13 protein-coding genes, 1 tRNA gene and 1 pseudogene are annotated in these 14,729 nt (G+C 59.4%); 7 read left to right on the top strand and 8 right to left on the bottom strand.

Annotated features, from left to right (window positions below):
- Nucleotides 1–30 precede the first annotated feature (30 nt).
- Nucleotides 31–651: a hypothetical protein gene (locus P9292_RS21815; RefSeq protein WP_309961197.1), complete on the top strand. Its 621-nt coding sequence runs from the start codon at nucleotides 31–33 to the stop codon at nucleotides 649–651.
- A 20-nt stretch (nucleotides 652–671) separates the two neighbouring features.
- Entirely contained in the window at nucleotides 672–1,703 is a 1,032-nt protein-coding gene (locus tag P9292_RS21810; RefSeq protein ID WP_309961195.1) for a hypothetical protein, read from the top strand.
- Nucleotides 1,704–1,915: 212 nt separating this feature from the next.
- Here P9292_RS21810 and P9292_RS21805 read toward each other — a convergent pair.
- Nucleotides 1,916–3,186 (bottom strand): annotated as a pseudogene (locus P9292_RS21805) (IS256 family transposase).
- Nucleotides 3,187–3,393: 207 nt separating this feature from the next.
- Nucleotides 3,394–4,776, bottom strand: a complete 1,383-nt coding sequence (gene hemN, locus P9292_RS21800) for an oxygen-independent coproporphyrinogen III oxidase (RefSeq protein ID WP_309961191.1) — start codon at nucleotides 4,774–4,776, stop codon at nucleotides 3,394–3,396.
- Nucleotides 4,777–4,919: 143 nt separating this feature from the next.
- Here hemN and P9292_RS21795 point away from each other — a divergent pair, with 143 nt between their 5' ends.
- The 3 genes from P9292_RS21795 to P9292_RS21785 all read left to right on the top strand — a co-directional run bounded on the left by P9292_RS21795 (nucleotide 4,920) and on the right by P9292_RS21785 (nucleotide 6,760).
- On the top strand, nucleotides 4,920–5,201 hold the full coding sequence (locus P9292_RS21795; protein WP_250492023.1) for a YkgJ family cysteine cluster protein: 282 nt from the start codon (nucleotides 4,920–4,922) through the stop codon (nucleotides 5,199–5,201).
- A gap of 69 nt (nucleotides 5,202–5,270) precedes the next feature.
- A complete protein-coding gene (locus tag P9292_RS21790) occupies nucleotides 5,271–5,864 on the top strand; it encodes a DUF1439 domain-containing protein (RefSeq protein WP_309961189.1) in 594 nt (197 codons plus the stop codon).
- 62 nt (nucleotides 5,865–5,926) lie between these two features.
- Entirely contained in the window at nucleotides 5,927–6,760 is an 834-nt protein-coding gene (locus tag P9292_RS21785; protein WP_309841994.1) for an undecaprenyl-diphosphate phosphatase, read from the top strand.
- 116 nt (nucleotides 6,761–6,876) lie between these two features.
- Here the strand turns inward: P9292_RS21785 and trmB are convergent, their stop codons facing one another.
- From trmB to P9292_RS21770, 3 genes are all read right to left on the bottom strand, one after another.
- Nucleotides 6,877–7,608 (bottom strand): tRNA (guanosine(46)-N7)-methyltransferase TrmB, encoded by a 732-nt coding sequence (gene trmB, locus P9292_RS21780; RefSeq protein WP_244827410.1) that lies wholly within the window; start codon nucleotides 7,606–7,608, stop codon nucleotides 6,877–6,879.
- 112 nt (nucleotides 7,609–7,720) lie between these two features.
- Nucleotides 7,721–7,795, bottom strand: a tRNA-Gly gene (locus P9292_RS21775).
- Nucleotides 7,796–7,871: 76 nt separating this feature from the next.
- A complete protein-coding gene (locus tag P9292_RS21770; protein WP_244827411.1) occupies nucleotides 7,872–8,432 on the bottom strand; it encodes a YggT family protein in 561 nt (186 codons plus the stop codon).
- Nucleotides 8,433–9,708: 1,276 nt separating this feature from the next.
- Here P9292_RS21770 and P9292_RS21765 point away from each other — a divergent pair.
- On the top strand, nucleotides 9,709–10,032 hold the full coding sequence (locus P9292_RS21765) for a hypothetical protein (protein WP_409015402.1): 324 nt from the start codon (nucleotides 9,709–9,711) through the stop codon (nucleotides 10,030–10,032).
- Between the two features lie 140 nt (nucleotides 10,033–10,172).
- Nucleotides 10,173–11,138 (top strand): threo-3-hydroxy-L-aspartate ammonia-lyase, encoded by a 966-nt coding sequence (locus P9292_RS21760; protein ID WP_250463940.1) that lies wholly within the window; start codon nucleotides 10,173–10,175, stop codon nucleotides 11,136–11,138.
- A 36-nt stretch (nucleotides 11,139–11,174) separates the two neighbouring features.
- On the opposite strand, the gene P9292_RS21755 is transcribed toward P9292_RS21760, so the two are convergent.
- The 3 genes from P9292_RS21755 to P9292_RS21745 are packed head-to-tail and all read right to left on the bottom strand — an operon-like array spanning nucleotide 11,175 to nucleotide 14,459.
- A complete protein-coding gene (locus tag P9292_RS21755; protein WP_309961185.1) occupies nucleotides 11,175–11,843 on the bottom strand; it encodes a LysE family transporter in 669 nt (222 codons plus the stop codon).
- A 10-nt stretch (nucleotides 11,844–11,853) separates the two neighbouring features.
- Nucleotides 11,854–12,846: an asparaginase gene (locus tag P9292_RS21750; RefSeq protein WP_309961183.1), complete on the bottom strand. Its 993-nt coding sequence runs from the start codon at nucleotides 12,844–12,846 to the stop codon at nucleotides 11,854–11,856.
- Nucleotides 12,843–14,459: a UbiD family decarboxylase gene (locus P9292_RS21745; RefSeq protein ID WP_309961180.1), complete on the bottom strand. Its 1,617-nt coding sequence runs from the start codon at nucleotides 14,457–14,459 to the stop codon at nucleotides 12,843–12,845. Before P9292_RS21745 ends, P9292_RS21750 begins: the two co-directional genes overlap by 4 nt.
- Nucleotides 14,460–14,729: the final 270 nt, after the last annotated feature.

Genomic DNA, 14,729 nt, shown 5'->3' with positions numbered 1-14,729 from the left:
TCAGCGGGACAGCCATTTACCGACACATCAATGACTTCCTTGCTCGAGGATTTAAAAAATAATAACAAGGTGGTTGTTTTATTTTTTGACCAATTTGAGGAAATAACCACAAAGCAAGAACTCGCCGACTTGTTTGTGCAGATTAAGATGCTTTCTTCGGCTGTGGAATCGGCCCAAGAAAATGTAATTCTTGGCTTCTCATGGAAGACAGATGGGTCAATCCCGGCAGACCATCCTGCATATCACGTATGGCATTCGTTTTCTGATCGACGTCGCGAATTTGAGCTGCCGCTTTTTACCAAGGGTGATATATCGAAGCTTTTGAGCCGATTCTCGCGGGAGTTGCAAGTTCCTATTTCACATAGCCTAACTCGTCTACTGGCCGAGCATTGTCAAGGGTATCCGTGGCTGCTAAAGAAACTCTGCGTACACGCATTCCAAGTTCTGCAAGCAAAGCCGGCGATGCAGCGAGAGCTATTAGATCGCGCATTGGATGTTGACGCGCTATTCAAAAAAGATCTGTCGGATCTTGATCATCTTCAAGTCGCTTGCCTAGAGCGAATAGCGAGTGATTCTCCGGCTGACCACTTAAAATTGTTGAGCAGTTTGGCGACAATACTGTTGATTTGTTGCTACATAAACGCCTTATAGTAAGAAATTCCGGGAAGTTGGTGCTTTACTGGGACATATTTCGAGATTTTGTTCTGTATAACCAAGTTCCTGCTATACCCGCTCGTTATGTGCCGGTGTCGACGCCTTCTACTGCGAAGCTGGTTATCGAGGCCTGCGCAAAAACTTCTTCGATTACGAGTCTGTGCACCCGACTCTCGCTTCAGAAAGGCACTTTGGACAACGTGGCCCGCGATCTTGTTATGATGGGTGTTTGCGCGTACGACCGAAAGAACGAACGTCTTCGATTGGTGCATCAGAGTCAACGTGATCTTCTCTCCGCTGCATTCAAGTTCTTTTCTACGCATGCTCTTTTGCGCAAAGTTATTGACGCGCATGGGAAGGGCTTTCGCCAGCTCCCATTGACCAGTCTTGTTGGTATTTGGAGTCAAAGCTTTTCGGCTAACGAGTATTCTGAAAAAACTATTGCTGCAATCTCGCGTCGCTTAGTGTCTTGGTTCCAATCGCTCGGAATCTTAGGCGTAGACAGTTCAGACTTGGTGACGCATCGTGTCGAACAGACTCCCCCTAGTGATTTCGGGCATTTTCGCGCCGAAGGCCGTCGGAGAAAAGGGCGACGTCTTTTTGTCGGCGAGGCTCCTCCTGCACGAGTACTTGATGTCATAAAGCGACTTATGAGGCCAGCATATAGAAGCGAGCCCACGGATCGGAATGCGCTCTATGTTCTGAACGGCCTTCGCTTGATCACATCGACAATTGAACCAGCTTTGCTTGATCGCCCAAAACAAAGGGGAGAAGAGTCTTGGCTGGCACTAAAGGTTATTTCTGAACCGACAATAAGAGCGGCAATTGAACTTCTTGAGTCCAACCCGGGAGTTGGTGGCCTCGAAGTCGGGCAGGTTTTCAAAGGTCGATTTGATATGGGCGTATCTGAAGCATCAATGCGGCGTTATGGCAGCGGAATCTTGGTGTGGGTTAAGTGGCTCGAAGAACTTGGGATTGTGAATTTCGAGCGATTAGAGACAACGCCGCTTCAGCGCGTTCGTTGGAATCCGCCGCAATCGACAGCTTGATGTATTGTGAAGCAGCATTGTAATTGTGCAGCGGTCGCGACCCTCGGCCCAAGCATCGGAAGCGAACGTATGCCGTCGGTGGAATCGCGGATACATGAGTTCAGCAATGACTGAATTGTGTGGGTATCTCATCCGGCAGGTTTCGAAGTAATTCCGCCGTTCCAATGGCGCGGAACCTGTCCGCATTTTTGTGTGCGAGGCGGTTAGCGGAGTCACCCGCGTGCGTTGGTAAAACGCTCTCCAAACAGGATGGCAAACTGGTTCATCGCGGACGACCAGTCGAACGCCGCGCGTACTGACTTTGCCAGCACGTTGCGCAATGCCAGCCACAGCAGCTTGATGGCGGCCTCGTCATTGGGGAAGTGGCCGCGTGTCTTGATGATCTTGCGTAGTTGCATGTTCAGACTCTCAATGGCGTTTGTGGTGTAGACGACACGGCGTATGTCCGGCGGAAACACGAAGAACGGTGTGACGTTCTCCCACGCCCGTCGCCACGACTGCACGATAGTCGGATACTTCGCACCCCACGGGCCTTCGGCAAAGGCCTCCAGGGCCTGCTGAGCGGCCTGTTCACTCGCGGCGGCATAGACCGGCCGCAGCGCTGCGGCCACGCTCTTGCGGTCCTTGTAGCTGGCGTACTCCAGACTGTTGCGGATCAGATGCACGATGCAGGTCTGCACGGCCGTACGCGGGTACGCCGTGCCAATCGCCTCAGCCAGTCCCTTCAGGCCGTCGACCACCGCGATCAGGATGTCCTGGCAGCCCCGGGTCTTCAGTTCGTTGAACACTTTCAGCCAGAACTTCGCACCTTCGGTCTGTTCGATCCACAGGCCGAGCACATCGCGCTGGCCGTCGGCCTGAATGCCCAGCGCCAGATACACCGCCTTGTTGCTCACCACGCCGTCGCCACGATCTTCACACGCAGCGCGTCGAAGAACACCACCGGGTACATCGGCTCAAGCGGACGGCTTTGCCAGGCGAGCGCTTCAGCCATGACTTCGTCGGTGACCGAGCTGATGAAATCGGGCGAAACCTCGGTGCCATAGGCTTCGGCCAGAAACGCCTGGATCTCGCGCACACTCATGCCGCGCGCGTACATGGCGATGATGCGCTCGTCGAAACCGGTAAAACGGCGCTCGTGTTTCGGAATCAGGATGGGTTCAAAAGTGCCGTCACGATCACGCGGCAGATCGACCCTGAGCGGGCCATAATCGGTGATGAGCGTCTTGCCGCTGGCGCCGTTACGTTCGTTGTCCTGGCCGTCGGGTTTCGGCTGCCCCGCCAGGTAGCCCAGATGCATCTTCATCTCGGCGCCCATCGCGCGCTCGATGAGTGCCTTGTTGAACGCCAGCATCAGGTCCTGGACCTCGGTGGGCGTCATCGGGCCTTTGACCAGGTCATCCAGCAGACCTTCCGGAAGGGCAGGCAGCGGCCCTCGGGCCGCTGCCTGAGAAGCGACGGTGCGTTTCTTCTTCATCGGCATATCCATGACTTTTACCTCTCATAATATGCCTCGCCCACAGAATTACGGATAGGTCCGTTGTGGCCGATCGCAGCCGTTCCCGCTAAATCATCCAGTCGATCCCGCCTAGTCAAACCGGGATTCAAATATGCGAGGTTCGCAAGAACACGGCCGTTTTCCTGAATTGCTTGTTCTGGATTCTAGTTTTCGATTGCCGATAAAGCCCACTCAAACCATCCGCGAAAACCGCTTCACTCTCGCCTGCCCGAGATAAGCATCAAACACAGAAGCCACGTTCCGCACCAGCATGCGTCCCGCAGGCAACACCCGAATCCCGTCGCGTCCAATCTCAACAAGCTCATCATCAACCATAGCCTCAAGCCGCGCGAGTTCATCGGCGAAAGTGCTCTCAAACGCAATGCCATGCACCCGCTCGATCTCATCGAACCACAGCCCACCACCGCACATCAACCGCATGATGACATCGCGCCGCAGAAGATCATCGGCCGACAACCGCACCCCACGCGCAATGGCAAGCCGTCCATCGTCGATAGCAGCCGCATACTCATCGACACCACGCGCATTCTGTGCGTAGACATCGCCGATCCTTCCAATCGCCGAAGCCCCGATCCCAATCAAATCACAATCCCCACGCGTGCTATATCCCTGAAAATTCCGCTGAAGCGTCCCGTCCGCGAGCGCGAGAGAAAGTTCATCACCGGGTAACGCAAAATGATCCATGCCGATATAAACATACCCCGCGTCGCTCATGCGCTCGATCACGCGCCTGAGAATCGCAAGCCGCACGGCAGGCGAGGGCAGCGCGGATTCATCCATCTGCCGCTGCATCTTGAACAGCGCCGGCATATGCGCATAACCAAACACCGAGACACGATCCGGCGCGAGCGCGATCATCGCATCGAGCGTGCGCGTAAAACTCTCGACGCTCTGATGAGGCAAGCCATAAATCAAATCGACGCTAATCGACTTGAAGCCATTTCGCCGCGCCGCCTGCATGACGCCTTCGGTCATCGCATAAGGCTGCACGCGGTTGATCGCCCGCTGCACACGTTCATCGAAATCCTGCACGCCCAGACTCAGCCGATTGAAGCCAAGCTCACGCAACACACCGATCGTTTCCGCCGATGCCTCGCGCGGATCGACTTCGATCGAATACTCGGCGCGATCGTCGGATACGAGGTTGAAGTGCTCGGCGGTCGCGGCCATCAACTCCGTCATCTCGGCGTGCGAGAGAAACGTGGGCGTGCCGCCGCCCCAATGCAGTTGCGTCACGGGACGGCGGGTATCGACAAGCGCGGCGTGCATCGCAAGTTCGCGCTTCATGCGGTCGAGATACGGCCGCGCGTGCGCGCGATTCTTCGTCGCGACCTTGTTGCAGCCGCAATAGAAGCAGACGGTGTCGCAAAACGGAATGTGGAAGTAGAGCGATAGATCGGCGGCCGGATCGGCTTTCATTGCCGCCTGGCAGTAATGCTTCGGGTCGAAGGAATCGATGAACTGGACGGCGGTCGGATAGGACGTGTAGCGCGGACCGTGCGCGTCGTAACGTTCGAGGAGATCGGGGCGGAAGAAGGTATTCGAGGATGTCATAACGGACCTTGGGCTTGCGCACGAGTGTAAAAGCGCGAGGCGCGCGGCAATTGCGAGATAAGGTCGCAGTACGGCTTCCGGGTTTGACGAAACGCAAACTTCAGGCGTGGGACAATGCGGTTTTACGCTTTTGAGCCAATGTCATGTCGACTGCTTCGAGCGCGCCGCATGCGTGCCGCGAAGGGTGCGGTGCGTGCTGCATCGCGCCTTCCATTACGAGTCCGATTCCGGGGATGCCAAACGGCAAGCCTGCCGGCGAACGCTGCGTGCAACTCGGCGATGATCTGCGTTGCGCGATTTTCGGCGATCCGCGCAGACCGGCTTGTTGCGGCGGGTTGCAGGCTTCGGCGGAGATGTGTGGGGAGACGCGGGAGTTTGCGCTCGCGTGGATCGCCAAACTTGAAGTCGCCACGCAACCGCATTGAAGTTCAGTGGTCCAATGACCGGTTTTTAGCCTCACCGCATTGCACAATTCAGCCCCCGGAGACTCCCGCATGTCCAACCCCGTCGCGCTAACCCGGCGCCGGTTCCTGCTTGCCACGCTCATTGCCTTGCCGGCGCTTGGCGCGTCATCGATGACGCAAGCAGCTTCGAATTCCATCTTCCCGTTCATTCCGGATCACTACACGTTCTCTCAGCAGCAAGTCCAGGAAGCCGTCGCGCGCAAGTTTCCCTTGCAACGCACGATCTCGCAGATCGTCGATGTCGTGTTGAGCAATCCCGTCATCGGCATGGCGCCTGATCGTAATCGCGTAACCGTGCATGTCGATGCGCGCTTCACCACGCCCTTCATGCCCAACCCCGTCAACGGCGCATTCACGCTCTCGACGCAACTCGGCTATGACGCGCAAAGCCGCTCGGTGATCCTCGTCTCGCCAAGCGTCGATGATTCGCAGTTCTCAGGGGACGCCGCGCAATACAACCAGCAGATCGCTGCCGCCGGTGCCATGCTCGCGGCGCAATTGCTCGAACGGTATCCCATCCACACCTTCAAGCCCGAAGAATTGCAGTTCGCCGGCGTTTCTTACGAACCCGGTACAATCATAGTCCTTACAAACGGCATACGTGTTCAGATCGTCGAAAAATAAGTCGAAATCTTGGCGCGGGGTGCTCCACACGAACGGCGATAACAGCGAAAAAGGGCTGACGGATGGACTGGATATTGATGGTGAAGGCGCTCGTTCTGGGCGTCGTGGAAGGGTTGACCGAATTTCTGCCGGTCTCGAGCACCGGACATCTGATCGTCGCAGGCAGTCTCCTGAATTTCACCGACGCGCAGGCTAAAACCTTCGATGTCGTCATTCAGTTCGGCGCGATTCTCGCCATCTGCTGGGAATATCGCAAAAAAATCGGCTCGGTAGTCACCGGTTTGCCGTCACGGCCGGACGCGCGGCGCTTCACGCTCAACGTGATCATCGCGACCATTCCGGCCATCGCGCTCGGTCTTTTGTTCGAGAAAAGCATCAAGGCGGTATTGTTCTCGCCGGTGCCGGTTTCGGTGGCGCTCATCGTGGGCGGCATCGTCATTTTGTGGGCGGAAGCGCGTCAGCGTGACCGCGCCGCCGCGCCGCGCGTGACTTCCATCGACGACCTCTCTTACTCCGACGCCCTCAAGGTCGGATTAGCGCAATGTTTCGCGCTGATTCCGGGCACGTCGCGCTCGGGAGCGACGATCATCGGCGGCATGCTGTTCGGACTCGAACGCCGCGTGGCCACGGAGTTCTCATTCTTTCTGGCGATTCCGATCATCTTCGGCGCAACGCTCTACGAAATGGCGAAGTACTGGCGCACGCTGAGCGTGAACGATCTCGGGCTCTTTGCAATCGGGCTCGTGGCGGCGTTCGTGAGCGCGTTTATCTGTATTCGATGGCTGCTGCGTTACGTCGCCTCGCACGATTTTTCGGCGTTCGCGTGGTATCGCATCGGCTTTGGCTTGTTGATTCTGATTGTCGGTTATAGCGGCGGTTTGAGTTGGGCTGACTGAAAGTCACGCACGCTTTCTGGCGGGAGTTGAACCCCACGTCTTTCTAGAGCGTGGGGTTTTGTTTTTTGGACGTGACTAAATGTCCGCGTCTCGATTCAAAGGCAGATCGATCGTCTTCAAACGCGGCGGAACAGCAAGTCCCAAACGCCATGACCGAGATTTAATCCGCGTTTCTCGAACTTGGTCACCGGACGATAATCCGGGCGCGGCGCATAACCATCGGCGGTATTTTGAAGCGCGGGTTCGGCGGACAGCACTTCGAGCATTTGTTCGGCATAGTTTTGCCAGTCGGTCGCGAGATGCACATAACCGCCCGGTTTCACGCGCGACACGAGCAAAGCCACGAACTTCGGTTGAATCAGCCGCCGCTTGTGATGCCGAGCCTTGTGCCACGGATCGGGGAAATAAATGTGTACGCCATCCAGACTAGCCGGCGCGATCATGTGTTCGAGCACTTCCACGGCGTCGTGCTGAAGAATTCGCAGGTTGCCGAGCCCTTGTTCGCCAATCAGCTTCAGCAAGGCGCCCACGCCCGGCTCGTGCACTTCCACGCCGATGAAGTCGTCGCCCGGACGCTTGGCCGCGATTTCCGCTGTTGTCCCGCCCATGCCGAAGCCGATTTCCAGCACGCGCGGCGCTTCGCGTCCGAACACGGCTGACCAGTCGGCGACTTGCGCGTCATACGGCACGATGTAACGTGGTCCGAGTTGATCGATGGCGCGCTGCTGGCCCGGCGAAACGCGACCCGCGCGCGTCACGAAGCTGCGGATACGGCGATGGCGCAGCGTGGAGGTTTCGTCGGCGGGAGCGCTAGACGACGTGGCGTCGTCCTGGGAATCGTGATTCATGGCGAGAGCAGAGTGCGTGACTAACGCGGCGCGGCTGGCGAATCCGCACGCGTGCAGAGCGTGGAAACTAAAAAGCCGCCCGGACAACGACAGGCGGCTTTCTCGGCGATGCTGGAGCGGGCGATGGGAATCGAACCCACGTCTGTAGCTTGGGAAGCTACGGTAATGGCCATTATACGACGCCCGCGTGAACCCGCTATTTTAAGCGGCGGCGCGGCACAGCGCAATTGCTGCCCCGGCGCCGGCCACCATGCGCGCTTCGTTCAGATGCCGAACAAGGTCATCGAAACGGCGAGACGCGTGACCACCATCAACAATACCTGCACGATGACGAACAGCAGGATCGGTGACAAATCGATGCCGCCCAAGCGCGGCAAAATGCGTCGCAGTGGATCGAGAAACGGCGCGGTGATCTGAAACAAAAGCGGCATGGCCGGCGATTGCGGATTGAGCCACGAAAGCAGCGCCATCAGAATCGTCATCCAGATGATGAGGTTCAGCGCCCACTTCACGACGGTGAGGAGGGCGACGAGAAGGATCATCGGCATCATAAGCGTCGGATCGACGTTGGCCAGCACGACCATCAACGTCACGTAGACGAGCGAGGCGATGAACGCGGCGAGAATGCTCGCCCAGTCGATCTTGCCGCCGGGCAGGATCTTGCGCAGCGGCAACACGATCCAGTTGGTTGCCTGCATCACGCCATTCGAGACCGGGTTATAGGGCGGCATGCGCACGACCTGCATCCATGCGCGCAGCAAAAGCGCCGCGCCGAACAGAGTGAAGACGGTATTAAGCAGAAAACGGGCGATCTCGCCGAACATCTCGGTTCCTCGATGAAGCCGCACAGGGTTCGAACCTGCGCTGGATAGGGTGAGCGAAGCTAAGGGAAGGCGACGGCCGGGCCACTCGCCGCGAAAAGATGCGCAGGTGCGTAATCGATAAGTCTTGCGCCGCGCGATAACCCGCCAACGAGCGAAGCGTCGATGCCGACCTTGATCGTCGTTCGTTCTCGACTGACTCGTCCTGCGGACACGGCGGCTTTTCTGCGCCTTGCTTCCCCGCCCACCGGATAAGCTCGGTGGGGCGCCGGACGTCACCTTAACATGGCTTGACGGCGGCTTGGGCGCGTTGTCGCACAAGGCGCGGCCGTTTGAGGCTCCGCAGCTTGAAAGGCGCATGCAAGGACCGTTCGCGAACCTGTAGGAAAGGGTTTCTCGCGACGGAAAACCCTAGTGTTGTCAATTCGAGACGATCGCAAAAGGCGCGTTCTACGTAAAACTGGCAGGATAGGGAAACGAAAAGCGAAACGGGTTACATAGAAAAGCCGGGGTTCTTCTGGCAACGAGGCGTAAAGCTGGCCGGAAAAGCACAAGCAGCCGAGGCCTTCGGAACCATTTCCCGCTTTTGTCTGAAAGCCCGCGAGTCTTAACGCCGAATGTGGTTCAACACACACCGATCGAAAGGCTTGGGTTCTATCCCGCACATTGATGCACGGACAGGGCGCGAATACTAAAGAAAAGATGGATCAACAGGGAAAACGGTGGCGCGAGAAAGCGCACCGTTTTCCGTGAGGTTTAATCGCTACGTTCGGAGGTCGCTGTGAGCATTTTCTCTTATCGAAAACATTTGCGATTCTTGAGCCAGGCCCAGCGGCGTCGCTGGTGGGATCAGAAAAAGCGTCTAACGCCTCGGGTGGTCATCAGCGGGGCATACGTGCCGCCGAATGTCTCGCGCGAATTCGCTTATGTGAAGGTGGGTTGAAGCGTCGTCGCTATTCGAACTTTGTGTTTGCAAAGCCCCGCCTGATCGATTGCCCGGCGGGGTTTTTCTTTGCATTTGTAAATGTCGTTACTTGCTGGGCGGCGAAAGTCCGGTCGCAGGACTTTTGCTGATCGAAAGGCACGCCGGACGGCCGACTCGCGTGGGCGCACGCGTTCTAGCCTTTCCAGAAGCGTAAGAAAACTTGCAATTTGCAACATATGGTTCCAGCGGCATTTGGCCTTTTTCGATAGATTGAAGCCATACCGTCGCTTGTCGTGCCGTACGGATCGGCAGCAGGCGGCGAGGAGAACGAAGGTGAAAAGGCTCGCTTATTGGATGGTTGCAGGGGCGCTGGGTGTCGGCATTGCCGGCGCTGCACAGGCGCATGTTTCGGTGGGTATCGGGATCGGGGTTCCCGCGTATCCGGTTTATCAGGCGCCGCCGCCGCCGGTTTATGTCGCGCCGCCCGCGCCGGTGTACGTAGCGCCGCAGCAGCCGGTGTATGTTGCGCCGCCGCCGCCCGTGGTCTATGCGCCGCCGCCTCCGGTCGTCGTCGGAAGCTATGGTTACGGCTACTACGGTCGCCCTTACTATCATCACGGCTACTTCCGGGGCGGTCCCGGCTACTATCGGGGCGGTCCGGGCTACTGGCGCCGCTAATCGACAATTCGGCTGTCGAATCTTCTGGCGATGCATGTTCCCAAGCGGACCTGCATCGCTTTTTTCATTGCGGCATCGCTTTTCAGAAGCGCGTCATAACTGGGACAATGACAGCTCTCCTCACCCCTCGTCCTCGTCCCATGTCCTCACTTCCCGCACCTACCTTCGAAGACGTCGCCGATGCCGCTCGCCGCATCGAAGGCGTCGCGCATCGCACGCCGGTTCTCACGTCCACCACGGCCGACGCCATGTCGGGCGCGTCGCTCTTCTTCAAATGCGAAAACTTCCAGCGCATGGGCGCGTTCAAGTTTCGCGGCGCCTATAACGCGTTGTCCCATTTCGACGATGCCCAGCGCAAAGCCGGCGTTATCACGTACTCGTCGGGCAATCATGCGCAGGCCATCGCGTTGTCGGCGAAGCTCGCGGGCATCCGCGCGACCATCGTCATGCCCGAAGACGCGCCTGCCGCGAAGATGGCCGCGACGCGCGGCTATGGCGGCGAAGTGATCACCTACGATCGCTATACGCAGAACCGCGAGGAAATCGGCCGCGCGCTCGCAGAGGAACGCGGCATGACCCTGATCCCGCCATACGATCATCCACATGTGATCGCGGGGCAGGGCACGGCGGCAAAGGAATTGATCGAAGAAACCGGACCGCTGGATTACCTGTTCGTCTGCCTCGGCGGCGGCGGGCTGATCGGCGGATGCGCTCTCGCCGCTGCCGCGCTCAGCCCGTCGTGCAAGGTGATCGGCGTTGAGCCGGAAGCGGGCAACGACGCGCAGCAGTCACTCGCGCGCGGCGAGATCGTGCATATCGAAGTGCCGCGCACGATCGCCGATGGCGCCGCTTCCACGCATGTCGGCGAATACAACTTCCCGATCATCCAGCGTCATGTGGACAGCATCGTCACCGTGAGCGACGCCCAGTTGATCGACACGCTGCGCTTTTTCGCGCAACGCATGAAGATGGTCGTCGAGCCGACCGGCTGTCTGGCCGCCGCGGCGGTGTTGCAAAAAGTGGTGCCGGTGGAAGGCAAGCGCGTGGGTGTGATCGTGAGCGGCGGCAACGTCGATCTGGCGCGTCTGGCGGAGTTCGTCGCCTGACGTGGGCTCGCTCATCGCGCGAAAGGCACGCGCCGCTCAAACCGGCGCGTGCACGATCAGATCGCGGTAACCATTGACGATCACGCTGTACGCGAAATAAGCGAATAGCACGGCCGAAAGCACGTGACACGCGCGCAGCAGGCTCGTGCCCGCGCGCTTGCGGCCGTGGCTCGCCAGCGTGCAGACGAAGAGTGTCCAGCCGAGCCCGCCGCAAAAGAAGCCGATCAGGAACACGGACGCGCTCATCGCGCTGGTCGCGCCGGCCTTGGCGATCAACGCGCCGCCCACGGCCGCGAACCAGAGAATCGCACTTGGCGACGACACCGCGAGCAAACAGCCACGCACGAAACTCTTCGCATGACTTTGGCGTGGCAGACGGTCGTCAGCTTCGCCTTCGACAGGCGGCGCGGATGCGGGATTCAGCGCCTCGCGCGCCATCTTCCACGTGAGGAACAGAAGCACGATCGCCCCGCCGATCCACACGACCCATCGCGCGGCCGCGAATTGCAGAAGCGCCGACATGCCGGCCAGCGCGAGCGCCGCGTAGAAGAGATCGCCGAAACATGTCCCGAGGCCGAGCACGAATCCTGGTTTGAAGCCGTGCGACAGCACGAGCGAAATGATCGCGACATTGGCAATGCCAATATCCAGACACAGCGACAACGACAAAAAGAAGCCGTCGGACAGCAGGGACCACGAGTGCATCGTCTTTTTTTTAGTGATCGCGTAGCGCGAAGTGGATGTCGAGGCGGCCGGTCGGTACGCCGACCGTGTTGCGCATTGGCGGGTGGCGAAAGCGTGCGAGCGCGCCAAGCTGCTCGTCCGTGCCTATGCCAAGCCGTTCGAGTACATGCACGACGACCGCGTTGAGCACGCCGGTGTTGCCGTCTTCCACCTTCACCGCGATGCCGAGTGTGCCTTCGGGGCGCCGCACGCCAATGGCGTAGCACGCGTCCGCGCCGGTCTTGCCGACGAGCGTGCCGCCGAAGGTTTGCATCAGCAGCGTACAGAAGCGGCCTTCGCCGGCGACGAGTTCGGGATGCGCCGTCATCGCCTCGTAGATACGCGCGAGCGGCGTACCGTCCGGCGCATCGGCGATCTTTGCGAAGAGCCGCGCGAGGCGATCGAGCGGGAAGGCGGGCGTTGGCAGATTGCAGCCGTCGATGGCCCATTGCACTTCGTCGTCGGCGAGATCAACGACGCGCGCCATCGTCCGCTTGACCCACGCCTGCAGCGGATGCGCGGGCAGATGATAACCGTCGAGCGGCGCATTCATGGCGCGCGCGCCGGCCAGCATGCCGGCGTGCTTGCCGGAACAATTGCTGCACACGGGCGTCGGCGTGAAATCGCGTTTGATCCAGTCGCGGAAGACGGCATCGGAAATGGGCGGATGGCCGCCGCAGCGAAGATCGGCTTCGTTTGCTTCGGCTTTCGCGAGCATCGCCCGCGCGCGCTCGATATGACGCGCTTCGCTGTTATGCGACGCGCACATCAGCGCCAGATCTTCTTCGCTGAAGCCGAAGCGTTCGAGCGCGCCGGTTTCGAGCACGGCCAGCGCCTGCGCGGGTTTCGCCGCCGAGCGCGGCAAAGTCACGCGATATGGATCGCCGAACCAATGCAGCACGCGCCCGGATGCATCGACCACCGCGACATGCGCCACATGCGTGTTCTCGATGACATCGCCACGAAAAACCGTCGCCCCGATCATGCTTTTCTCGCCGATGACGACGTGTCGAGGCCGAGTTCGCTCCACAACGTATCGACGCGGCGCTTGACGGCTTCGTCCATGACAATCGGGCGGCCCCATTCGCGCATGGTCTCGCCGGGCCATTTGTTGGTCGCGTCGAGTCCCATCTTCGAGCCGAGCCCCGCCACGGGCGACGCGAAGTCGAGATAGTCGATCGGCGTGTTGTCCACGAGCACGGTATCGCGCACGGGGTCCACTCGCGTCGTGATCGCCCAGATGACTTCCTTCCAGTCGCGCACGTTCACGTCTTCGTCGACCACGACGATGAACTTCGTGTACATGAACTGCCGCAGGAAACTCCATACGCCGAACATCACGCGCTTGGCGTGGCCGGGATAGCTCTTCTTCATCTGCACGATGGCCATGCGATAACTGCAGCCTTCTGGCGGCAGATAGAAGTCCGTGATCTCGGTGAACTGCTTCTGGAGGAGCGGCACGAAGACTTCGTTGAGCGCGACGCCGAGCACGGCCGGTTCGTCGGGCGGCTTGCCGGTATAGGTCGAATGGAAGAGGGCGTCGCGCCGCATGGTGATCTTTTCGACGGTGAAGACCGGGAACCACTCCTGTTCGTTGTAGTAGCCGGTGTGATCGCCGTACGGACCTTCGAGCGCGTGTTCGTATTTCGCGGATGCCCCCGCGGACGGACGCGGCGGCGCGCCCGCAGGGGCAGGCGGCGGCGCGCCGTCTTGCGGATGGATGAAGCCTTCGAGCACGATCTCCGCGCGCGCCGGCACTTGCAGCGTGTCGACGCCAGGCGTCAGGCACTTCGCCAGTTCAGTGCGCGAGCCGCGCAGCAGCCCCGCGAACTGATACTCGGACAACGAATCGGGCACCGGCGTGACGGCGCCGAGGATCGTCGCGGGATCGGCGCCGAGCACGACCGCCACGGGATACGGCTTGCCGGGATTGGCAAGCGCGAATTCGCGAAAGTCGAGCGCGCCGCCGCGATGAGCGAGCCATCGCATGATGAGTTTATTGCGTCCGATCAGCTGTTGCCGATAAATGCCGAGATTCTGCCGCGACTTGTTGGGGCCGCGCGTGACGGTGAGGCCCCAGGTGAGCAGCGGGCCGGCGTCGCCGGGCCAGCAGGTTTGGATCGGCAAGCGCGCGAGATCGACATCGTTGCCTTCCCAAACTATTTCCTGGCAAGGCGGCGAATTCACCGACTTCGGCGCCATGTCCCAAACGGCCTTGGCAAGCGACAACAGCTTGCCCGCGTCCTTCAAACCCTTGGGCGGCTCGGGCTCCTTGAGCGCCGAGAGTAGCCGGCCAACATCGCGCAGCGAGCCGAGCGCGGCGGTGTCGCTGCCGAGGGCCGTATCGTCGCCGCTCTGCGCTTGCGTTTCGATACCCATTCCGAGCGCCACCCGGCGCGTCGTGCCGAAGAGGTTCGCAAGCACGGGCATGGAATGTCCCGTTGGCGTTTCGAACAACAGGGCAGGGCCGCCCGCGCGCAATACGCGATCGGAAATTTCGGTGATTTCGAGAACGGGGGAAACGGGCTGCCGAACACGGCGCAGTTCACCTAGCGCTTCGAGGCGGGCGGTGAAGTCGCGCAGATCTTTGTATTTCATCGATGATCAGAAAGGGACTCGAGGACGGCCCAGAAGGGCGGGACGGCTGCGCGCCAGACGATTGTCGATTTTACATGCGCTCGCGTCGGTGCGTTCGGAGACATTCAGCAAATTCCGCTTCCAATGCCCCAACTGGCGCGGTTTTCGGCAACTGAACACTGTTCGTTATTACTTTAAGTAATTGAAACGGAAGTCTATAGCATTGACGGATGATTAAAGCCTGCTAGAATCCTTTGCCATCCTTTGCGGGTTTTGAAACTTTTTACCGCT

Origin of the sequence: Caballeronia sp. LZ001 (assembly GCF_031450875.1) — a bacterium.
GTDB lineage: Bacteria > Pseudomonadota > Gammaproteobacteria > Burkholderiales > Burkholderiaceae > Caballeronia.
Note: the sequence above shows the minus strand (reverse complement) of the source record. Positions and strands in the feature narration are given on the sequence as shown.